The sequence below is a fragment of the Kocuria sp. LHG3120 genome (genome assembly GCF_049897445.1).
Taxonomy (GTDB): domain Bacteria; phylum Actinomycetota; class Actinomycetes; order Actinomycetales; family Micrococcaceae; genus Kocuria; species Kocuria rosea.
In genome coordinates, this window is sequence record NZ_JAFCWG010000007.1 from 100,145 (window position 1) to 122,132 (window position 21,988).

16 protein-coding genes are annotated in these 21,988 nt (G+C 72.9%); 13 read left to right on the forward strand and 3 right to left on the reverse strand.

Annotated features, from left to right (window positions below; genetic code table 11):
• Positions 1-26: 26 nt before the first annotated feature.
• The 9 genes from aceB to ACP7CD_RS14380 all read left to right on the forward strand — a co-directional run bounded on the left by aceB (position 27) and on the right by ACP7CD_RS14380 (position 12,224).
• A complete protein-coding gene (aceB, locus tag ACP7CD_RS14340; protein ID WP_368828451.1) occupies positions 27-1,655 on the forward strand; it encodes a malate synthase A in 1,629 nt (542 codons plus the stop codon).
• Positions 1,652-2,998 (forward strand): DUF6986 family protein, encoded by a 1,347-nt coding sequence (locus ACP7CD_RS14345; RefSeq protein WP_426120487.1) that lies wholly within the window; start codon positions 1,652-1,654, stop codon positions 2,996-2,998. The genes aceB and ACP7CD_RS14345 overlap by 4 nt, the downstream gene beginning before the upstream one ends.
• Positions 2,995-3,816, forward strand: a complete 822-nt coding sequence (locus ACP7CD_RS14350) for a bifunctional allantoicase/(S)-ureidoglycine aminohydrolase (protein ID WP_426120488.1) — start codon at positions 2,995-2,997, stop codon at positions 3,814-3,816. The genes ACP7CD_RS14345 and ACP7CD_RS14350 overlap by 4 nt, the downstream gene beginning before the upstream one ends.
• 232 nt (positions 3,817-4,048) lie before the next feature.
• A complete protein-coding gene (locus ACP7CD_RS14355) occupies positions 4,049-4,855 on the forward strand; it encodes a hydroxypyruvate isomerase family protein (protein WP_426120489.1) in 807 nt (268 codons plus the stop codon).
• A 76-nt stretch (positions 4,856-4,931) separates the two neighbouring features.
• Positions 4,932-5,816 carry a 2-hydroxy-3-oxopropionate reductase gene (locus ACP7CD_RS14360; protein WP_426120490.1) on the forward strand — a complete coding sequence of 295 codons (885 nt, stop codon included), beginning with the start codon at positions 4,932-4,934 and terminating at the stop codon, positions 5,814-5,816.
• Between the two features lie 59 nt (positions 5,817-5,875).
• A complete protein-coding gene (gene gcl / locus ACP7CD_RS14365; RefSeq protein ID WP_031283718.1) occupies positions 5,876-7,651 on the forward strand; it encodes a glyoxylate carboligase in 1,776 nt (591 codons plus the stop codon).
• Between the two features lie 32 nt (positions 7,652-7,683).
• The gene (locus ACP7CD_RS14370; protein WP_126349779.1) at positions 7,684-8,850 is read left to right on the forward strand and encodes a glycerate kinase; all 1,167 of its coding nucleotides are present in this window, start codon (positions 7,684-7,686) and stop codon (positions 8,848-8,850) included.
• Between the two features lie 380 nt (positions 8,851-9,230).
• A complete protein-coding gene (gene allB, locus ACP7CD_RS14375; RefSeq protein WP_426120545.1) occupies positions 9,231-10,634 on the forward strand; it encodes an allantoinase AllB in 1,404 nt (467 codons plus the stop codon).
• 204 nt (positions 10,635-10,838) lie between these two features.
• The gene (locus tag ACP7CD_RS14380; protein ID WP_426120491.1) at positions 10,839-12,224 is read left to right on the forward strand and encodes an 8-oxoguanine deaminase; all 1,386 of its coding nucleotides are present in this window, start codon (positions 10,839-10,841) and stop codon (positions 12,222-12,224) included.
• Between the two features lie 195 nt (positions 12,225-12,419).
• On the opposite strand, the gene ACP7CD_RS14385 is transcribed toward ACP7CD_RS14380, so the two are convergent.
• Together ACP7CD_RS14385 and ACP7CD_RS14390 are read right to left on the reverse strand one after the other, a co-directional pair.
• The gene (locus ACP7CD_RS14385; RefSeq protein ID WP_426120492.1) at positions 12,420-14,051 is read right to left on the reverse strand and encodes a nucleobase:cation symporter-2 family protein; all 1,632 of its coding nucleotides are present in this window, start codon (positions 14,049-14,051) and stop codon (positions 12,420-12,422) included.
• Between the two features lie 156 nt (positions 14,052-14,207).
• Positions 14,208-14,705 (reverse strand): nucleoside deaminase, encoded by a 498-nt coding sequence (locus ACP7CD_RS14390; RefSeq protein WP_017834761.1) that lies wholly within the window; start codon positions 14,703-14,705, stop codon positions 14,208-14,210.
• A 397-nt stretch (positions 14,706-15,102) separates the two neighbouring features.
• Here ACP7CD_RS14390 and ACP7CD_RS14395 point away from each other — a divergent pair, with 397 nt between their 5' ends.
• From ACP7CD_RS14395 to moaA, 4 genes are read left to right on the forward strand one after another with little or no spacing between them, the layout of a single operon-like run.
• Complete coding sequence (locus tag ACP7CD_RS14395; RefSeq protein ID WP_426120493.1) at positions 15,103-16,614, forward strand: xanthine dehydrogenase small subunit; 1,512 nt, start codon at positions 15,103-15,105, stop codon at positions 16,612-16,614.
• Positions 16,611-18,995, forward strand: coding sequence for a xanthine dehydrogenase molybdopterin binding subunit (gene xdhB, locus ACP7CD_RS14400; RefSeq protein ID WP_426120494.1), 2,385 nt, complete (start codon positions 16,611-16,613; stop codon positions 18,993-18,995). The genes ACP7CD_RS14395 and xdhB overlap by 4 nt, the downstream gene beginning before the upstream one ends.
• A 1-nt stretch (position 18,996) precedes the next feature.
• On the forward strand, positions 18,997-19,851 hold the full coding sequence (xdhC, locus tag ACP7CD_RS14405) for a xanthine dehydrogenase accessory protein XdhC (RefSeq protein WP_368828449.1): 855 nt from the start codon (positions 18,997-18,999) through the stop codon (positions 19,849-19,851).
• Entirely contained in the window at positions 19,848-20,978 is a 1,131-nt protein-coding gene (gene moaA / locus ACP7CD_RS14410) for a GTP 3',8-cyclase MoaA (RefSeq protein WP_368828448.1), read from the forward strand. The genes xdhC and moaA overlap by 4 nt, the downstream gene beginning before the upstream one ends.
• Positions 20,979-21,017: 39 nt before the next feature.
• On the opposite strand, the gene ACP7CD_RS14415 is transcribed toward moaA, so the two are convergent.
• Positions 21,018-21,923 carry a lysylphosphatidylglycerol synthase domain-containing protein gene (locus tag ACP7CD_RS14415; protein ID WP_109243109.1) on the reverse strand — a complete coding sequence of 302 codons (906 nt, stop codon included), beginning with the start codon at positions 21,921-21,923 and terminating at the stop codon, positions 21,018-21,020.
• Positions 21,924-21,988 lie beyond the last annotated feature (65 nt).

The following is a 21,988-nucleotide window of genomic DNA, read 5'->3' on the forward strand; positions in this document are numbered from 1 at the left end:
GAACCCAGCACCGAACGGAGACCACCATGGCCATCGAGTTCACCACCCCCGCCGGCCTGGACCGCGCGAGCGAGATCCTCACCGCCGAGGCCCTCTCCTTCGTGGAGGCCCTGCACCACCACTTCGCCGACCGCCGCGCCGAGCTGCTCGGCGCCCGGGAGCAGAACCGCCGCCGGGCCGCCGAGACCGGCACCCTGGACTTCCTCCCGGAGACCCGGGAGATCCGCGAGGGGGACTGGACGGTCGCCCCGGCGCCGCCGGCCCTGCAGGACCGCCGGGTCGAGATGACCGGGCCCGCCTCGCCGGCCAAGATGGCGATCAACGCGCTGAACTCCGGGGCCAAGGTGTGGCTGGCCGATCTCGAGGACGCCTCGAGTCCCACCTGGCACAACCAGGTGGACGGCGTCCTCAACCTGCGCGACGCCGCCCGGGGCACCCTGAGCCACACGTCCCCGGAGGGCAAGCAGTACGCCCTGCGCCAGGACGCCCCGCTCGCCGTGGTGGTCACCCGGCCCCGCGGCTGGCACCTGCCCGAGCACAACGTCACGGTGGACGGGCAGCCGGCCTCCGGGGCGCTCGTGGACTTCGGCCTGCACTTCTTCCACACCGCGAAGCTCCTGCTGGCAAACGGGCACGGACCGTACTACTACCTGCCGAAGCTGGAGTCCCACCTCGAGGCCCGGCTGTGGAACGACGTGTTCACGTTCGCCGAGGAGCACCTGGGCATCGAGCACGGCACCGTCCGGGCGACCGTGCTCATCGAGACGATCCCCGCGGCGTTCCAGATGGACGAGATCCTCTGGGAGCTGCGCGAGCACGCCTCGGGGCTCAACGCGGGACGCTGGGACTACCTGTTCAGCATCATCAAGTACTTCCGGGACGCCGGCGAGAAGTTCGTCCTGGCGGACCGCTCCACCATCACCATGACGGCCCCGCTGATGCGGGCCTACACCGAGCTGCTCGTGCGGACCTGTCACCGCCGCGGGGCCTTCGCGATGGGCGGCATGGCCGCGGTGATCCCCAACCGCCGGGACCAGGAGGCCACCGAGGCCGCGTTCGCCAAGGTGCGCGCGGACAAGACCCGCGAGGCCGACGACGGCTTCGACGGCTCCTGGGTGGCCCACCCGGACCTGGTGCCCACCTGCCGCGAGGTCTTCGACGGGGTCCTCGGCGAGAGGCCCAACCAGGTGGACCGGCTGCGCGAGGACGTGCGGGTGAGCGCCGAGCAGCTGCTCGACGTCGCCAGCGCCGGGCGGGTGAGCACCCAGAAGGAGCTCGCGGCCAACCTCTACGTGGCGATCCGCTACACCGCCGTGTGGCTCTCCGGCAACGGGGCCGTGGCCATCCACAACCTCATGGAGGACGCCGCGACCGCCGAGATCTCCCGCTCGCAGATCTGGCAGCAGATCCGCAACGGCGTGGTCTACGAGGACACCGGGAACACCGCGACCCGCGAGCTCGTGGCCGAGGAGCTCCAGCGGCAGAAGGAGGTCCTGCGCGAGGAGGTCGACCCGCAGTCCTACGAGGCGCACTTCGAGCCGGCGGCCGCCCTGATCGCCGATCTGGTGCTGGGCGAGGACTACGTCGACTTCCTCACCCTGCCCGCCTACGAGCTGCTCGAGCAGTCCGACCGCGACCGGGTGGCCACGAAGTGAGCGCCGGCGACCTGGACACCGGGACGCTGGGCACAGCCTTCCGGCAACGCGCTGCGGAGCGGCTCGCCGGCACCGACGCGCTGCTCCAGCGGTCCTACCCGGGAGACCCGGGTACACGCCAGCCCGTGCACACCGTCTACCTCCCCGCCGACAGCTTCACCCCGGAGACCGCCCGGCAGTGGGGAGAGCGCGCCGCCCGGTCCGTGGCCGGGCTCGGGGCGGCCTCCCTCGCGGGACAGGTGGCCCCCGAGGGCGCCGACCCCGGTCTGGTCGACCGGGTGGCGCGAGCGGTCGAGCACAAGCTCGCCACCGAGCCCATCGAGGACGTCCGCCTGGACTTCGAGGACGGTTTCGGCGACCGCGGGGACCAGGAGGAGGATGAGTGGGCCGTGCGCGCGGCGCGCACCGTGGCCCTGGCCGTCCGGGAGGGCACCGCGCCGCCGTACATCGGGATCCGCTTCAAGTGCTTCGAGGCCGCCACCCGGGACCGCGGCCTGCGCACGCTCGACCTGTTCGTCACCACCCTGGTGCGCGAGGGCGGGCTGCGGGAGGCCGGGCACAGTGAGGACGGCCTCCCCCGCGGCCTCGTCCTCACCCTGCCCAAGGTGAGCACCACGGAGCAGGTCGACGTCATGGTCGAGGCCTGCGAACAGCTCGAGGCGGGCCTCGGGCTGCCGGCCGGGCGGCTGCGGTTCGAGGTGCAGATGGAGACGGCCCCGATGATCCTGGGGACCGACGGCACCTGCCCCATCCCGGTGATGCTCCACCGAACGGACGGACGGGTCGAGGCCCTGCACTACGGGACCTACGACTATTCCGACTCCCTGCAGATCGCCGCCCAGTACCAGTCCATGGAGCACCCGGCCGCCGACCACGCCAAGGCCGTCATGCAGGTCGCCGTGGCCGGCACCGGGGTGCGGCTGTCCGACGGCTCCACGAACATCCTGCCCACCGGGAGCGACCGGCAGAAGCTGGCCGCCTGGCGGCTGCACGCCCGTCTGGTGCGCCGCTCCCTGGAGCGGGGCTACTACCAGGGATGGGACCTGCACGCGCACCAGCTGCCCACCCGCTACCTGGCCACGTACTTCTTCTACCGCGAGGGCTTCCCCGCGGCGGCGCTGCGGCTGAAGAACTACGTGCACGGCATCGAGTCGGAGATCATGGACGAACCGGCCACCGCCCGTGCCCTGGCCCGCTTCGTCCACCGCGGCGTGCTGTGCGGCGCGATCTCCGGGGAGGAGCTCGAGGAGAGCGCCGGCATCGGCGAGCACGAGCTCTTCTCCCTGGCCCACCCCAAGGCCGCGGCACCGGCCGCATCGACCACCGGAGGCGACTTCAGATGACCGAGACCACCTACCACGCGCCGCACGGCGGCCAGCCCGACCAGACCCAGCTGCTCACGGACCGGGCGATGTTCACGGAGGCCTACGCGGTGATCCCGCGCGGGACCATGCGGGACATCGTGACCAGCCGGCTCCCGTTCTGGGAGGACACCCGGGTCTGGGTGCTCGCCCGGCCCCTGTCCGGCTTCGCGGAGACCTTCTCGCAGTACATCGTGGAGGTCGGCCCCGGCGGCGGCAGCGACCGGCCCGAGACGGAGGCCGGCGTGGAGGGCGTGCTCTTCCTCATGGAGGGGGCGCTCGTCCTGACCGTCGACGGGGAGGAGCACGAACTCGTTCCCGGCGGCTACGCCTTCCTCCCGCCGGAGTGCGAGTGGACCGTGCGCAACCGCGGCGGCGAGCCCGCCCGCCTGCACTGGATCCGCAAGGCCTACGAGTACGTGCAGGGCATCGAGGTGCCGGAGCCGTTCGTCACCAACGAGCAGGAGGTCGAGCCCACGGCCATGCCGGGGACCGACGGCAAGTGGGCGACCACGCGCTTCGTGGACCCGGACGACGTCCGGTACGACATGCACGTGACGATCGTGACCTTCGAGCCGGGGGCGGTGATCCCCTTCGCCGAGACCCACGTCATGGAGCACGGGCTCTACGTCCTCGAGGGCAAGGCCGTCTACCGGCTCAACCAGGACTGGGTCGAGGTCGAGGCCGGCGACTTCATGTGGCTGCGGGCGTTCTGCCCCCAGGCCTGCTACGCGGGCGGCCCCGGCCGGTTCCGGTACCTCCTCTACAAGGACGTCAACCGGCAGATGAAGCTGCGCTGACCGGACGGCGATCCCGTCCCCACCGACCGGACCCCGTGCCGCCCTGCCACCGCGGCGGCACGGGGTCCTTCCATGCCATCGGACCACACCCCACAGTTTCCACATCCTGAAATACTTCTTCCAATCAGGGATTGACCTGCGTCACAGGAGATCGTACGCTGTTTCACAAGACAGAAATTGACTTCCACATCTCGAAATACGTGGCGGTCCCGTCCGAACCAGGAGGATCCAGATGTCCTACACCGTGAACTGCTCCATCCTTCTCACCGACCTGCCCCTGCTCGAGCGCCCCGCGGCCGCCAAGGCCGCCGGCTTCGACGCGGTCGAGTTCTGGTGGCCCTTCGCGGAGTCCGTGCCCGCGGACCGCGACGTCGACGCCTTCGTGGACGCGATCCGGGACGCGGGGGTGCAGCTGAGCGGGCTGAACTTCAACGCAGGCGACATGCCGGGCGGAGACCGGGGCCTCGTGTCCTGGAAGGGCCGCTGCGGGGAGTTCAAGGAGAACATCGCCGTGGTCGCCGCCATCGGCGAGCGCACCGGCTGCAAGGCCTTCAACGCGCTCTACGGCAACCGCCGGCCCGAGCACACGCCGGAGGCCCAGGACGAGCTGGCGGTGCGCAATCTCGTGGCCGCCGCCGAGGGCGTGGCGCGCATCGGCGGGACCGTGCTGCTGGAGCCGGTCTCCGGCACCGAGGCCTATCCCCTGAAGACCGCCCAGGACGCCCTCGACGTCATCGCGAAGGTCCGGGCCGCCGGCGCCGACAACATCAGGCTGCTCGCCGACTTCTACCACCTGTCGGTCAACGGTGACGACGTCTCCGCGGTCATCGAGAAGCACGCCGCTGACTTCGGCCACATCCAGATCGCCGACTCCCCAGGGCGCAACGAGCCCGGCACCGGCGAGCTCCCGCTCCAGCAGTGGATCGAGCGCAGCCGGGAGCTCGGCTACTCGGGCTACGTGGGCCTCGAGTACAAGGCGTCGCAGCAGGACCCCTTCGCCTGGACCGCCGCGTGGTCCGCGGCCCGCGCCGGCGCCTGACGCCGCTCCTCCCCCGCACCTGCCACCACGGCCCGTCGCACGCACCGCACGGGCTCCCACAGTGAGGAATCCCACCATGACCAACGTCACCGTCATCGGACTCGGCATCATGGGCCTGCCCATGGCCAAGAACCTCGTCAAGGCCGGCTACGACGTCGTCGGCTTCAACCGTTCGCAGGACAAGATCGACCAGCTCGTCGAGGCCGGCGGCAAGGGCGCGTCCAGCGTGGCCGAGTCCGTCGCGAACGCCGACGTCGTGATCACGATGGTCCCGGACTCCCCGGACGTCGAGGGCGTCGTGACCGGCGAGGACGGCGTCTTCGCCCACGCCGCGCAGGGCACCGTCTGGATCGATGCGAGCTCCATCCGCCCGGACGTGGCCGCGCGCCTGTCCCGGGAGGCCGTCGAGCACGGACTGCGCCCGCTGGACGCCCCGGTCTCCGGCGGGGAGCAGGGCGCCATCGACGCCGTGCTCTCGATCATGGTCGGCGGCGAGGCCGCGGACTTCGAGGCCGCCCGCCCGGTGCTCGAGGCCGTCGGGAAGACGATCGTGCACGTGGGCCCCGCCGGCTCCGGGCAGACCGTCAAGGCGGCCAACCAGCTGATCGTGGCCGGCAACATCCAGCTGCTCGCGGAGGCCGTCGTCTTCCTCGAGGCCTACGGCGTGGACACGGACGCCGCGCTGAAGGTCCTCGGGGGCGGCCTGGCCGGTTCCAAGGTCCTGGACCAGAAGGGCCAGAAGATGCTGGACCGCAACTTCGACCCGGGCTTCCGGCTCCAGCTGCACCACAAGGACATGGGCATCGTGACCTCCGCCGCCCGGGAGGCCGGCGTGGCCGTGCCGCTCGGCGCGATCGTCGCCCAGCTCGTGGCCGCCACCGTCAACAAGGGCGACGGCGGACTCGACCACTCGGGTCTCTTCAAGCTCGTCGAGGAGCTCTCCGGCCGCTCGGGTCGCTGACCTTCCCCACCTCACCGCTTCCCGACCCGATCCCGGGTCCTGCTTCCAAGGAGTTCATCATGGCCAGAATGCGCACGGTCGACGCCGTCGTCGCCATCCTCGAGAAGGAGGGCGCCACCGAGGCCTTCGGCCTGCCCGGCGCCGCCATCAACCCGTTCTACTCGGCGATGCGCGCCCACGGCGGCATCCGGCACACCCTAGCCCGGCACGTCGAAGGCGCCTCGCACATGGCCGACGGCTACACCCGGGCCGCCCCCGGCAACATCGGGATCTGCGTGGGGACGTCCGGGCCTGCGGGCACCGACATGATCACCGGCCTCTACGCCGCGTGGGCGGACTCCGTCCCGATCCTGTGCATCACCGGCCAGGCCCCCGTGGCCAAGCTGCACAAGGAGGACTTCCAGGCCGTGGACATCTCCTCGATCGCCGCGCCGGTCACCAAGATGGCCATGACGGTGCTGGAGCCCGGCCAGGTGCCGGGGGCGTTCCAGAAGGCCTTCTACCTCATGCGCTCGGGCCGGCCCGGTCCGGTGCTGCTGGATCTCCCCCTGGACGTCCAGCTCGCCGAGATCGAGTTCGACATCGACGTCTACGAGCCCCTGGCCGTCCACCGCCCCGCGGCGACCCGCGCGCAGGCCGAGAAGGTCCTGGACATGCTCTCCTCCGCGCAGCGTCCGCTCATCGTGGCCGGCGGCGGCATCATCAACGCCGATGCCTCGGCGCAGCTGGTCGAGCTCGCCGAGCTGCTGGACGTGCCCGTGATCCCGACCCTCATGGGCTGGGGCGCCATCCCGGACGACCACCCGCTGATGGCCGGGATGGTCGGACTGCAGACCTCCCACCGCTACGGCAACGCGACGTTCCTGGAGTCCGACTTCGTGCTCGGCATCGGCAACCGGTGGGCCAACCGCCACACCGGCGGCCTGGACACCTACACCCGGGGCCGCACGTTCGTGCACATCGACATCGAGCCCACCCAGATCGGACGCGTCTTCTCCCCCGACCTCGGCATCGTCTCCGACGCCGGCGCGGCCCTGGAGATCCTCATCGAGGTCGCCCGGGAGCGGAAGGAGCGGTTCTCCGTGCCGGACTGGTCCGTGTGGGTCAAGGACTGCGCCCAGCGCAAGGGCTCGATGCAGCGCAAGACGCACTTCACGCAGGTCCCGGTCAAGCCGCAGCGCGTCTACGAGGAGATGAACACCGCCTTCGGCACGGACGTCACCTACGTCTCCACGATCGGGCTCTCCCAGATCGCCGGCGGCCAGTTCCTGCACGTGCACGGCCCCCGCCAGTGGATCAACGCCGGCCAGGCCGGCCCGCTGGGCTGGACCGGGCCCGCCGCCCTCGGCGTCGTCCGGGGCAAGCCCGAAGCCACCGTCGTCGCGCTCTCCGGGGACTACGACTTCCAGTTCATGATCGAGGAGCTGGCCGTCGGGGCGCAGTTCAACCTGCCCTATCTCCACGTGGTGGTGAACAACTCGTACCTGGGCCTCATCCGCCAGTCCCAGCGCGGGTTCAAGATGGAGCAGAACGTCTCCCTGGCGTTCGAGAACATCAACTCCCCGGAGACCCAGGGCTACGGCGTGGACCACCTCAAGGTCGTCGAGGGCCTGGGCTGCAAGGCCCTGCGCGTGACCGATCCCGAGAAGCTCCAGGAGGCCTTCGGCCAGGCGCGGGTCCTCCTGGAGAAGCACCAGGTCCCCGTGGTGGTGGAGGTCATACTGGAGAAGGTCACCAACATCTCCATGGGGACCGAGATCGACAACGTGGTCGAGTTCGAGGAGCTCGCCGTCAGCGGCGTGGACGCCCCGACGGCGATCGCCCTGCTCGACTGATCCCCGTCCGCACACAACAGGAGGCACGCCCCGTGCGCATCGTCGTCGCCCCGGACAAGTTCAAGGGTTCGCTGGAAGCCACCGACGTGGTGGAGCACCTCGCGGCGGGCATCCGGTCCGTGGAGCCGTCCGCCACGGTCGTGGCCGTCCCGGTGGCCGACGGCGGCGAGGGCACCCTCGACGCCGCCGTCGGCGCCGGATTCGTCGCCTCCTCCACCACCGTGACCGGTCCCGCCGGGAACCCCGTCGCGGCAGGGTTCGCCCTGCTCGACCGGACCGCGGTGGTGGAGATGGCCCTGGCCTCGGGACTGGCCGCGCTCCCCGTGGACGAGAACGGCGCACCCGTGCTCGACGCCGGGGGCGCCACCAGCCGCGGCACCGGCGAACTGGTCCGCGCCGCCCTCGATGCCGGAGCCACCCGGATCGTCCTGGGGGTGGGCGGCAGCGCCTGCACCGACGGCGGTGCGGGGCTGCTCCAGGGCCTCGGCGCTCGCCTGCTGGACGACGAGGGCGCCGAGCTGGGCCGCGGAGGCGCCGAGCTCGCCCGGCTGGCCCGGGTGGACCTCACCGGGCTGGATCCCCGGGTGCGGGACGCACAGTTCGTCCTGGCCGCGGACGTCGACAACCCCCTCACCGGGACCAACGGTGCGGCGGCCGTGTTCGGCCCGCAGAAGGGCGCCGACCCGGATCTCGTCGCATCCCTCGATGCCGCACTGACGGTCTTCCGGGACCGGCTGGCGGACGCCCTCGGCCCGGCCGCCCTGACGGCGGCCGGGGCCCCCGGCGCCGGAGCCGCCGGCGGCGTGGGCTACGCGGCCCTGGCCGTGCTCGGGGCCCAGCGCCGCCCCGGCATCGACGTGGTCCTGGAGTTCGTGGGGCTCGCCGACCGGATGGCGGGCACCGACCTGGTCGTCACCGGGGAGGGCAGCCTCGACGAGCAGTCGCTCGGCGGGAAGACCCCCATGGGGGTCGCCACCACCGCGCACGCCGCCGGCGTCCCGGTGGTGGCCGTGTGCGGCCGCACCACCCTCGACGAGGAGACCCGCAGGGCCGCCGGTTTCGTGCGCACCTATGCCCTCACCGAGCTCGAGCCGGACCCGCGGGTCAGCATGCGCGAGGCCGGCAGGCTTCTCGAGCAGGTGGGCGCCCGGCTCGCCCTCGAGCTCCCCGCTTTGCTCACGGGGACCCGACCCAACTGATCGATCCGGCGGCCCGCGCGGACGCCGAAGACGAGGAGGAGCTCCGAATGACGGAGAAGAAGACGCCGCAGCGGCCGGGGACCACCGACCGGGGCGGGAAGCAGAGCGACGAGCAGGGGCACCGACCGGATCCGGGTCAACCGTCCGCGGAGCCCGGACAGCGCGCGGACGACGCTTCTGACGCCGCAGGGCGTGCGCAACAGGTGAGTGCGGACCCTGCGGCGATCGCCAGGGAGGACTCCGCCCGCGCGGCCACCAAGCCGGCCGCCGCCCGGAGCGCCTTCGAGACCGAGCAGGCGCACAAGCTGGACGTGAGCCACGACGTCAACGACCCCGAGCGCGTGCGCCGGCTGATCGCCGACTACAAGCGGGAGCACGGGATGCCTGCCGATGCCGCGGAGGCCTCCCGCCCGGCGTCGGGTGACGCCGGCACCGATGCGCACGGCCACCGCGAGTTCGACCTCGTGGTGCGGGGGCAGAACGTCTCCTGCGGGGACCACTTCGCTCCCCGCGAGGTCGGCGTGCGCAACGGCAGGATCGTGGCCATCGAACCCCTCGGCGCCGGCCTGGTCGGCCGCGAGGTCGTGGAGCTGGCCGAGGACGAGCACCTGCTGCCCGGCCTGGTGGACACCCACGTGCACATCAACGAGCCCGGCCGCACCGAGTGGGAGGGGTTCGCCTCCGCCACCCGCGCGGCCGCCGCCGGGGGCGTCACCACGGTCCTGGACATGCCGCTCAACTCGGTCCCGGCAACCGTCAACGTGCCGGCCCTCGAGTACAAGCGCCTCTTCGCCCAGAACAACGTCTTCGTGGACGTCGGCTTCTGGGGCGGGGCGATCCCCGGCAACAAGCCCGACCTGCGCGAGCTGCACGACGACGGCGTCTTCGGCTTCAAGTGCTTCCTGCTGCACTCCGGGGTTGACGAGTTCCCCCATCTGGAGGCCGACGAGATGGAGGAGGACCTCGCCGAGATCAAGACGTTCGACTCGCTGATGATCGTGCACGCAGAGGACTCCCGGGCCATCGACCGTGCCCCGCGGCCCGAGGGGGACGTGTACGAGAACTTCCTGAAGTCCCGCCCGCGCGGCGCCGAGAACCTGGCCATCGCCGAGGTCATCGAGCGCACCCGCTGGACCGGCGCCCGCTCCCACATCCTGCACCTGTCCTCCTCGGACGCTCTGCCCATGCTCGCCACCGCGAAGCGGGACGGCCTGGACATCACGGTGGAGACCTGCCCGCACTACCTCACCCTGCTCGCCGAGGAGGTGCCCAACGGCGCCACCGCCTTCAAGTGCTGCCCGCCCGTGCGGGAGGTCGGCAACCGCGAGCTGCTGTGGAAGGGACTGATCGACGGGACCATCGACTTCATCGTGTCCGACCACTCCCCCTCGACCCTGGACCTCAAGGACCTCGACAACGGCGACTTCGGGGTGGCCTGGGGTGGGGTCTCCTCGCTGCAGCTGGGGCTGTCCCTGATCTGGACGGAGGCGCGGCGCCGCGGAGTGGACCTGGGCCGCGTGGTGGAGTGGATGTCGACGAAGCCCGCCCAGCGGGCCGGCCTGCGTGCCAAGGGCAAGGTCTCCATCGGCTACGACGCCGACCTGGTGGTCTTCGCGCCCGACGACGCCTTCGTCGTGGACGCCGGGAAGCTGCATCACAAGAACCCCATCACCCCGTACCAGGGCAAGGCGCTGTCCGGAAAGGTGCGCAGAACCTATCTGCGGGGCAGCGCCGTGGACTTCCGGTCCCCGACGGGCCGCCTGATCCGGCGCGGGGAGAGCTGACCGGACGCCGGACGGGCCCGTCGTCGTCAGGGCCCGGACGGTTGAAGGCCAACATCCGCCGGTGCTACGGTCACCGGGACCGCGGGAGCGGTCTCCTGGATCAGCAGACAGGACCTCACTGAGCTGGCGGCGCCGCGTGCCGCCCTCGGAACACACGAGGCGCACGGCGCCGGTGACGAGACCTGCGACCGATCGGAGAACCCTGTGCGTCCCCACACCTCGAACCCCGGCTCCCACCTGCTGTGGCTGCGCGAGCCCCTGGCCCTGTACACCGGCGAGGACACCTCCGCGGACACGGCCGGCGGTGTCGTGGTGGACACCGCCTCCGGCACCGTGGTGGAGCTGGTCCCGGCCGGCGGAGCCCCGACCGTTCCGTGCGGGGTCCTCGACGCCCGGGAGCACGTGGTGGTGCCCGGGCTGATCAACACGCACCACCACTTCTACCAGACGCTCACGCGCGCCTGGGCGCCCGTGGTCAGCGTCCCCCTGTTCCCGTGGCTGCGGGACCTCTACCCCGTGTGGGCCCGCCTGCGCCCCCAAGACCTGCAGCTCGCGACCACGGTGGCGATGGCGGAGCTGCTGCTCTCGGGCTGCACCACGGCGGCCGACCACCACTACCTGTTCCCCGGCGGCATGGAGCACTCGATCGACGTGCAGGTCGAGGCCGCCCGGAGCCTCGGCATGCGGGCCGTCCTCTCCCGGGGATCCATGAGCCTGGGCGAGCGCGACGGCGGGCTGCCCCCGCAGCAGACGGTGCAGGAGGCGGAGACGATCCTCGCCGACAGCGCACGCCTGGTGGGTGCCTACCACGAGCGCGGCGACGGCGCCCGGACCCAGATCGCCCTGGCCCCGTGCTCGCCGTTCTCGGTGACGCGGGAGATCATGCGGGACACCGCCGTGCTGGCCGGCGAGCTGGACGTGCGGCTGCACACCCACCTCGCCGAGACCATCGACGAGGAGGACTTCTGCCGGGAGCGCTTCGGACTGCGGACGGTCGACTACCTCGAGTCCACGGGCTGGCTCACCGACCGGACGTGGCTGGCCCACGGCATCCACTTCGACGACGCCGAGGTGGCCCGTCTGGGCGCGGCCGGGGTGGGCGTGGCCCACTGCCCCACGTCCAACATGCGCCTGGCCTCCGGGATCTGCCGGGCCGTGGAGCTCGAAGAGGCGGGAGCCCCCGTGGGTCTCGGGGTGGACGGTTCCGCCTCCAACGACGCCTCCAACCTGGTGCAGGAGGTCCGGCAGGCACTGTACGTGCAGCGGCTGCGCTACGGGGCGGAGGCCGTGACCCCGGAGCGGGCTCTCGGCTGGGCGACGCGCGGCTCCGCGCGCCTGCTCGGGCGCCCGGACCTCGGCGTGCTGCGCCCGGGCGCCCAGGCGGACCTCGCGATGTTCCGGCTCGACGGGCTGCGCTTCTCCGGCGCCCACGACCCGCTCTCCGCGCTGCTGCTGTGCGGCGCGGAGCGCGCGGACCGGGTCATGGTGGGCGGGCGCTGGCTCGTGGAGGACGGTGCGATCGCCGGTCTGGACGTGGAGGCGCTCACCGCCGAGCACTCCGCGGCGGCCCGCCGCCTGGTGAACGCCTGACGCTCCCGGCCCCGCCGGGCCCGGCGCTCGCGGACCGGGCCGGGGCGGGGCGCCGCGCCCCGGTGGCAGCGAGCTGATCGGGCCCGCCCGGACACCGTTGCAGGGGCGTTCCCCGCCTCCGCCCGGCGGTGTGCCGGGCGGAGGCGGGGAACGCCCCTGGTCGAGGCCTCGCAGGTGGGGTGCGGGCCCGGGCGCTCAGGCCGTCGCGTCCTTGGCGGCGAGGACCGTCCGGATCTGTCCCGTGTGCGTGATCTCCCCGTCGTCGATCATCTTCCGGACGTCGTCGAAGTGGTGCTCGGCCACGACCGCCACCTCGGCTCCGTCGCTGTCCACCACGGCACCGTCCTGGATCCGGTCGCCCTCCCGCAGGTGCGCCAGGGTGTCCGCCCGGACGACCCGCACCGGGGCCGCCGCCATGACGGACTGGTGCCGGGAGTTGCCGGCGGTCAGCTCGTTGAAGAGGAGGTTGAGGGCGATGGCCACGAGTGCTGCGGCGCTGATCCCCGAGCCGAGGATGGTCTGAGTCCAGGGCGGGAAGCCGGCGTAGAACTGCGGTGCGGCCACGGGGATGAGCCCGAAGGCGAAGGCGACCGCCACGATGACGAGGTTCATCGAGTTGCCGAAGTTCACCTTGGCCAGCGTGCGGACCCCGGACGAGGCCACCGTGCCGAAGAGCACGATCGACGCACCGCCCAGCACCGGGGTCGGGATGGCCGCGACGACCTCGCCGATGACGGGGAACAGCCCCAGCCCCACCATGATGACGCCGGCGGCCGTGACCACGAAGCGGCTGCGGACGCCGGTCACCGCCACGAGGCCCACGTTGGCGGCGAAGGCCGTCTGGGTGAACGAGTTGAGCAGCGGCGCCCCCGCGGAGGAGAGCATGTCCGCCCGCAGGCCGTTGGCCACACGCTTCGAGTCGACCTCGGCCCCGGTGATCTCGCCCACCGCGAGGATGTCCGCCGTGGTCTCGGTCATCGTCACGAGCACCACGATGAGCATCGAGATGATCGAGGCGAGCTCGAAGGTCGGGGGGCCGAAGGCCAGGGGCGTCGGGAAGGTGACGATACCGCCCTGGCCCACACCGGAGAAGTCCACCATCCCCATCGTGTGGGCGATCACGGTGCCGAGCACGAAGGAGAGCAGGATGGACAGGCGCGAGATCATCCCGACGCCCACCTTGGACAGCACCAGCACGATGAGCAGGGTGATCCCGGCGAGCGCGAGGCTGCGGGGGTCGGCGGCGCCGCCCTCCCCGCTGCCGGCGGCCCAGGAGATCGCGACCGGCAGCAGGGAGATGCCGATGACCGTGATCACCGTTCCGGTGACCACCGGCGGGAACAGCCGGAGGACGCGGGAGAACGCGCCCGCGAGCAGGAAGCCCACCACCGAGGAGACGAGCACGGCCCCGAAGATGGTGGTCAGGTCGTTGCCACCGGCCAGGATCGCGAGCATGGGGGCGACCCCGGCGAAGGACACCCCCTGCACGAGCGGCAGCCTGGAGCCGAGGAAGGGCGCCCCGAAGCTCTGCAGGACGGTGGCGACCCCGCCCATGAGCAGGCAGGAGCTGATGAGGAGGGCGATCTCCTCGCCGGAGAGCCCGGCGGCCTGCCCGATGATGAGGGGGACGGCGACGATGGCGCCGTACATGGTGAGGACGTGCTGGAAGCCGTAGGCGGTGGTGCGCCCCAGCGGCAGCCGCTCGTCCTCCGGTCCGGGTGCGGGCGCCGGGCGCGACGGGCGCCCACGGCGGATCGTGCGGGCTGCGGTCGGATGGTCTGCGGTCGCGCGGGCGCCGGTCGGACGGCCGGGTGTGGTCGATGACATGGAAGGTGCCTCCTTCAGCGCGCAGGCGTCGGCTCTGCTGCGCAAGGTCCGGCGATCCTCTGTTTTTCCCGGGCCCGCCCTGTCGGCGGGTCTCCCGTGAAGTGTCCAGATCTGGTGGTCCCGGTGGAAGCCGACCGGGGGCGGCGGGCGGTCGGCTCAGTACTCGGTGCGGTGGGCGTTGCCGGCCCACGCCCGGAACGGCTCGGTGCGTGCGTCGAGCGGGACGTGGCGGACCGGCAGGGCCCGGTCACGCTCCGGCGCGCTCCGGGCGAAGAACTCGTAGAACTCGGCGTCGTCGAATCCGCCGGCCGCGGCGTCGTGCCGGTCGGCGGCGAAGTACACCGCGTCCAACCGGGCCCACAGCGAGGCCGAGAGGCACAGCGGGCACGGTTCGCAGCTGGTGTAGAGCACGGCCCCGCTGAGGTCGAAGGTGCCCAGCGCGCGGCAGGCGCTGCGGATCGCCATGACCTCGGCGTGCGCCGTGGGGTCGTGGTCCGCCGTCACACGGTTGACGGCGGGGAACTCCCGCCCGTCCGCGGTCACGACGACGGCCCCGAAGGGTCCGCCGTCGACAGCGGCGTTCTCCGCCGCGAGGTCGACGGCGTGCTGGAGGTGGGTCTGGAGGTGCGTGGTCTCTTCGTGAACGGTCGACATGCTGCTCAGGTCCTCACGGATCGTGGGGGGACCCGGGGAACGGCTGATGTCCGTCGGCGGGCCCACCCGGCTGTCAGATCATGCCCGGTAGATAGTCCCGATCGAGCGGGACCCGCCTGTGGCTGAGGCCAACGTAGAGCAGTTGGACGTGAGGTACAACACATTGTGGAAGAATTCTTCCAGATCCGCCGTGGCCCGGTCGTGGCGCCCGAACTCTTGCGGCCCCGTCACGGCGTGGTTATGGTGTGACTCAGCCTACGGCGGGTCCTGAAGCGGACTATCTACCGGGCGAGCAACGACGAATCGCGCTGGTCCGCCGCCAGAGAGCTCCCGGTACCCCCGGGGAACCACCTGACTCCAGGTCGCGGCCAGTGGCATGCACCGAGGAGCAGCAGGCATGAGCGACATCCGAGTGACGGTCAACGGTCGTACCCGGAGCTGTGACGGGCTCGGCCCGCACACCCGGCTGCTGGACTGGCTGCGCGGCGAGGGCCTGACCGGGGCCAAGGAAGGCTGCGCCGAGGGCGAGTGCGGTGCCTGCGCGGTGCTGGTCGCCCGGCCGGACAGGGAAGGGCGCAGTCGGTGGACCGCCGTGAACGCGTGCCTGCCCCCCGCCGTCGCCTTCGATGGCCAGGAGGTCGTCACCGCCGAGGGGCTCGGGTCCGCCCCCGGGGCCGGCGCGCCCGCGGCGCTGCACCCCGTCCAGCAGGAGATGGCGTTCCGGGGAGGCTCCCAGTGCGGCTACTGCACGCCGGGGTTCGTCTGCGCCATGGCCGCCGAGTACTACCGCCCCGAGCGCGGCACCTCCGGCGCGGCCGACGAGGCGCAGACCGGCACCGCGGTCACCGGCGAGGAGCACGCGGCCGATCACGAGTGCGGGCCCAACGGGTTCGACCTGCACGCCCTGAGCGGCAACCTCTGCCGCTGCACCGGCTACCGGCCCATCCGCGACGCCGCCTACGCCCTGGGGGCTCCGGCCGACGCCGACCCCCTGCTCCGGCGCCAGGAGCGGCCCGCGCAGCCCGCCCCGCCCACCCAGGTGGAGGCCGACGGCGCACGGTTCGTCCGTCCCGGCTCCCTGGACGAGCTCTTCGAGCACCTGGAGCGCGAACCGGGGGCCCAGCTGATCTCCGGTTCGACGGACGCGGGCGTGGACGTCAACATCCGCCACACCCGTCCGCCGCTGTCCCTCGCCGTGGACCGGCTCGAGGAGCTGCGCACGCTCGAGGTGGGACAGGAGCGGATCGAGATCGGGGCGTCCCTGAGCCTGTCCGAGGTCGAGCGCGGCCTCGCCGGACGGGTGCCCCTGCTCGACCAGCTCTTCCCGCAGTTCGCCTCCCGCCTGATCCGCAACGCCGCGACGTTCGGCGGCAACCTCGGCACCGGATCGCCCATCGGGGACTCGGCCCCGGCCCTGCTGGCCCTGGGCGCGTCCGTGGTGCTGGCCTCCGCCGGGGGCGAGCGCGAGGTGCCCCTGGACGAGTACTACACGGGGTACCGGCGCAGCGTCCGCCGCCCCGGGGAGATCATCCGCGCCGTGCGGATCCCGCTGCCTCTCGCCCGGCACAGCGGGTTCCACAAGATCGCCAAGCGGCGCTTCGACGACATCTCCAGCGTGGCCGTCGGCATCGCCGTGCAGGTGGACGCCGGGACGGTCTCGTCCGCGCGGATCGGCCTGGGCGGCGTGGCGGCCACCCCGATCCGGGCGCACGGCGCGGAGCGCCTCCTCGACGGGGCGCCGTGGAACCGCGACACGGTCGTCGCCGCGGCGTCCGCGCTGGCCGGGGAGGGCACCCCGATCGACGACCACCGGGCCAGCGCCCGCTACCGCTCGGCCATGCTCGAGCAGGCCCTGCTCAAGTTCTGGGCGCAGCACGCGCCCGCCCCCGATCTGGAGGTGTCCCGTTGAAGTCCCTCGCCGACCGCCCCGTCGACCCCGTGGTGGGCGTGCCCGTCCCGCACGAGAGCGCCGCGCTGCACGTCACCGGCACGGCCCTGTACACCGACGACCTCATCGTGCGCCACCAGGACGTGCTGCACGCCTGGCCCGTGCAGGCCCCGCACGCCCACGCCCGCGTGCAGGACCTGCGCACCGCCCCGGCCCTGGCGGTCCCCGGGGTGGTCCGGGTCCTCACCGCGGCGGACGTGCCCGGGGTCAACGACGCCGGCACCAAGCACGACGAGCCGCTGTTCCCCGCCGAGGTCATGTTCTACGGGCACGCGGTGTGCTGGGTGCTGGGCGAGACCCAGGAGGCCGCCCGGCTGGGCGCCGCAGCGGTCGAGGTCGACTACGAGCCGCTGCCGTCGCTGGTCACCGTGGCCGAGGCGATCGAGGCCGGCAGCTTCCAGGGCGCTCAGCCCACCGTCAGCCGCGGGGACACCAGCACCGCGCTGGCCACCGCGGCCCACCGCTTCAGCGGTGAGTTCGAGTTCGGCGGCCAGGAGCACTTCTACCTGGAGACCCACGCCTCCTTCGCCTACGTCGACGAGGGCGAGCAGGTCCTGGTGCACTGCAGCACCCAGCACCCCACGGAGACCCAGGAGATCGTCGCCCACGTCCTGGGTCTGCACAGCCACGAGGTCACCGTGCAGTGCCTGCGCATGGGCGGTGGGTTCGGCGGCAAGGAGATGCAGCCGCACGGCTACGCCGCCGTCGCCGCCCTCGGCTCGGTGCTGACGGGCCGGCCGGTGCGGCTGCGGCTCAACCGCACCCAGGACCTCACGCTGTCCGGCAAGCGTCATCCGTACCACGCCCGGTGGGAGGCCGGTTTCGACGAGAGCGGCCGCCTGCAGGCCCTGGAGGCCACCGTCACCAGCGACGGCGGGTGGAGCCTGGACCTCTCCGAGCCCGTGCTGCAGCGCACGCTGTGCCACATCGACAACGCCTACTGGATTCCGCACGTGCAGGTCCACGGCCGGATCGCACGGACCCACAAGACCTCCCAGACCGCGTTCCGCGGCTTCGGCGGCCCGCAGGGCATGCTGGTGATCGAGGAGGTCATGGGCCGCTGCGCCCCGTTGCTCGGCCTGGACCCCACGGAGCTGCGCCACCGCAACCTCTACGTCCCCGGCCAGACCACGCCCTACGGCCAGCCCGTCCGGCACGCCGAGCGGCTGCGCACCATCTGGACCCAGCTGCTCGACCGGGCCGAGGTCGAGCGCCGCCGCGAGGAGATCGCCGCCTTCAACGCCGCCCACCCCGACACCAAGCGGGCGCTCGCGCTCACCCCCGTGAAGTTCGGCATCTCCTTCAACCTCACGGCCTTCAACCAGGCCGGCGCCCTCGTGCACGTCTACAAGGACGGGTCCGTGCTCATCAACCACGGCGGCACCGAGATGGGACAGGGGCTGCACACCAAGATGCGCCAGGTCGCGGCCACGGCCCTGGGCGTGCCCATGGAGACCGTCCGGCTCGCGCCCACCCGCACGGACAAGGTGCCCAACACCTCCGCGACGGCCGCCAGCTCCGGGGCGGACCTCAACGGCGGGGCCGTGAAGAACGCCTGCGAGCAGATCCGCGACCGGCTGGCCGAGGTCGCCGCCCGCAAGTTCGACATCCACCCCGATGACGTCCGGTTCGTCGACGGCACGGTCACCGGGATCGGCTTCCATGACCGGCAGATGTCCTTTGCCGAGCTCGCCCACGACGCCTACTTCCAGCGGATCTCGCTGTGGGCCGCCGGCTACTACCGCACCGAGGGGCTCCACTGGGACGCGGCCCGGATGCAGGGCGAGCCGTTCAAGTACTTCTCCTACGGCGCCTCCGTCTCCGAGGTGGAGGTCGACGGGTTCACGGGCGCGTACCGGCTGCTGCGCACCGACATCGTCCACGACGTGGGCGACAGTCTCTCCCCGCTGATCGACGTGGGGCAGATCGAGGGCGGGTTCGTCCAGGGCGCCGGCTGGCTCACGCTCGAGGAGCTGCGCTGGGACGAGTCCGACGGGCCGCACCGGGGCCGGTTGGCGACCCAGGCGGCGAGCACCTACAAGCTGCCGAGCTTCTCGGAGATGCCCGAGGAGTTCAACGTGCACCTCTTCGAGGAGGCCACCGAGAGCGGCGTCGTCTACGGCTCCAAGGCCGTGGGGGAGCCGCCCCTCATGCTGGCCTTCAGCGTGCGCGAGGCGCTGCGGGAGGCCGCGGCCGCGTTCGGGCCGGGCGGGCGGAGCACCGAGCTCGCGAGCCCCGCCACCCCGGAGGCCGTGTTCTGGGCGGTCCAGGAGGCGCGCCGCGCCCTGCCCGTGGCGGACGTCGCCGCGTCGACCGCTCCGGCCGCTCCGGCGGCGCGCTGACGTGGACTGGCTGGACGCCCTGCAGCACCTGCGCGCGGAGGGCGCGCCGGGGGTGCTCGTCACCGTCACGGAGGTGCGCGGGCACGCCCCCCGGGAGGCCGGGGCCAAGATGGTCGTGTCCGGGTCCGCCGCGTGGGACACCGTGGGCGGCGGCAACCTCGAGGCGACCGTGGTCGAGCGGGCTCGGGTCCTCCTCGCAGCGGGGGCCACGGATCCGGAGACGATGACCTTCTCGCTCAACGAGCACGCCGCCGTGGAGCACGGGCGCCAGTGCTGCGGAGGCGTGGTCAGCGTGCTGCTCGAGCCCCAGGGCGCCCGCCCCGTGGTCGCCGTGTTCGGTGTGGGCCACGTGGGTCACGAGCTCGCCCGGGTGCTGTCCCGCCTGCCCCTGAACCTGCACCTGGTGGACAGCCGGGAGGGTCAGCTGGCCCCCGCCCGGCTGGCCGACGTCACCGACGGAGCCGCGCAGGTCCGCCTCCACCACAGCCCCGTCCCGGAGAACGTGCTGGCCGGGCTGCCGGCCGGGGCGCACGTGCTGATCATGAGCCACGACCACGCCGAGGACTTCGTGCTGTGCGACGCCGCGCTGCGCCGGGACGACCTCGGCAGCGTGGGCCTGATCGGCTCCCGGGCCAAGTGGGCCCGCTTTCGGCAGCGGCTGCGCGCGGAGGGCCATGCGGAGAGCACCGTGGATCGCATCACGTGCCCCATAGGTCTCCCGGGCATCCCCGGCAAGGCGCCCGCGGTGATCGCGATCAGCGTCGCCGCCCGCCTGCTCCAGGACCTCGCCGGCGCACCGGCTGCGGCGCCCGCGGACCCTGGACGCCCGTCCGAGACGATCGAGGCGGTGACATGAGCGTTTCCCTGGGACTGCCCCGGCTGCGCAGCACCGGTCCGGGCCCCAGCGGCGCCCCGGCCGGGGCCGGGCTGATGGACCGCCACGGCCGCCGCGCCACCGACCTGCGACTGTCGGTGATCGACAAGTGCAATCTGCGCTGCACCTACTGCATGCCCGCCGGAGGTCTGCCCTGGCTGCCCGCCGCCCAGCTGATGACCCCCGCCGAGATCACCCGGATCGTCCACGTCGGGGTGACCGAGCTCGGGGTCACCGAGCTGCGCCTGACCGGCGGGGAACCCCTGGTCCGGGCCGACCTCGAGGACATCATCACCGGGATCCGTGCTACCCACCCGGACCTGCCGGTCTCGCTCACCACCAACGGCATCGGTCTGGCCGCCCGCGCCCAGGGCCTGGCCGAGGCCGGGCTGACCCGGATCAACATCTCCCTGGACTCCCTGGACGCGGCGACCTTCCGCGCCCTGGCCCGCCGGGACCGCCTGGCCGACGTGCTGGCCGGGGCCGAGGCGGCGGCCGCGGCCGGGCTGACCCCGGTGAAGATCAACGCGGTGCTGATGCGCGGGGTCAACGACCACGAGGCCCCCGACCTGCTCGCCTGGGCGCTGGCGCGCGGCTTCGCGCTGCGGTTCATCGAGCAGATGCCCCTGGACGCCGACCACGGCTGGACCCGGGCGGAGATGGTCACCGCCGCCGAGATCCGCCACCGGCTCGGTGAGCGGTACCGGCTGACCCCGCACCCGGGCCCGCGCGAGGGCGCCCCGGCCGAACTGTGGGACGTGCACCCCCGCACCCCCACCCCGGACGAAACCCGGGCCGCCGGCGCCGGGGGCTCCGGTGGCGCACCGCTGGGCACGGTGGGGGTCATCGCCTCGGTCACCGAGCCCTTCTGCGGCGACTGCAAGCGGACCCGGATCACCGCCGAGGGCAGGATCCGGTCCTGCCTGTTCTCCCACGAGGAGGTCGAGCTGCTGCCGCTGCTGCGGGCCGGTGCCACCGACGGACAGCTGGCCGAGCGCTGGCGGGCGGCGATGTGGGCGAAACCGGCCGCCCACGGCATGGACCACACCGGCCTGGACTCCCCCGACTACGTCCAGCCGGAGCGCTCGATGAGCGCGATCGGAGGCTGACGCACACCACGGGCCTCCCGACGCCGGGCGACCGGCTCGTCACCCGCGGGGAGAACCGGCTCGGGGAGAACCGGCGCGCCGGGGCAGCAGCCAGCCCACCAAGACCACGGCTCCCGGCAGGGCCGAGATCAGGGCGAGCAGCCCGTAGCCGATCGAGATCGCGAAGCCGGTCCCGGCGGGCAGGCCGTGGGCCATCGCGGCCAGGGTGGTGATCCCCTCCCGCGGACCCCAGCCGCCCACCCCGACGGGCACGGACATCCCGGCGAGGCCCAGCACGGTGGTCCCCCACAGGTTCGCCAGGGTCTCCTGGGGTGCGGTGCGCACGGCCGCCAGCAGGAACAGCCCCTGGTAGCAGGCCCAGGCGAGCACGGACAGCGCCCACACCCCGGCCCGGTCCCGCGCCGGGGCGCCGCTCGTGGAGCGCCAGGCGACGGCACCCACGGCGAGCGCCCCGAGGCCGAGGACCGTGGCGAGCCAGCCGCCGACCGCCAGGGCCGGGACGACCCCGGCCGCGAGGAGCACGGACGTCCCCGCCAGCCGTTCGCCCAGCACGGAGCCGCCGGCGCCGGGCCAGCTGTCGCCGCGCCGGCGGCGGCGCAGCACCCGCACGGCGTCCCCGGTCACGCCCCCGGGCAGCAGCAGGTTGACGAGCCCGGACGCCCAGCACTCGCCCAGCGCCTCCCGGAAGCCGATCGGTGTGGCCCGGTTGCGAGCCACCAGCCGCCAGCGCTGGGCCTGGGCCGCGGTGGCCACGAGCCCGGCGCCCAGGGCGAGCGCCACGGTGGCGGGGGTGAGGATCCCGACGGCGCTGCGGACCGCGTCCGTGCCGAGCACGCGGAACAGCATGGCGAGGAGGACCAGCCCGGCCACCGCTTGCCCGGCGGCGAGCAGCACGCGGAGTACGGGCCGCCGCCGCGTGGGGGCGGGCGTGGTCTCGGCGGGCATGGGCGCAGTCTAGCCACCGCCCGCCGCCGCCCGGATTGACGCGGCGGGCCGGGCCCGCCCAGGAT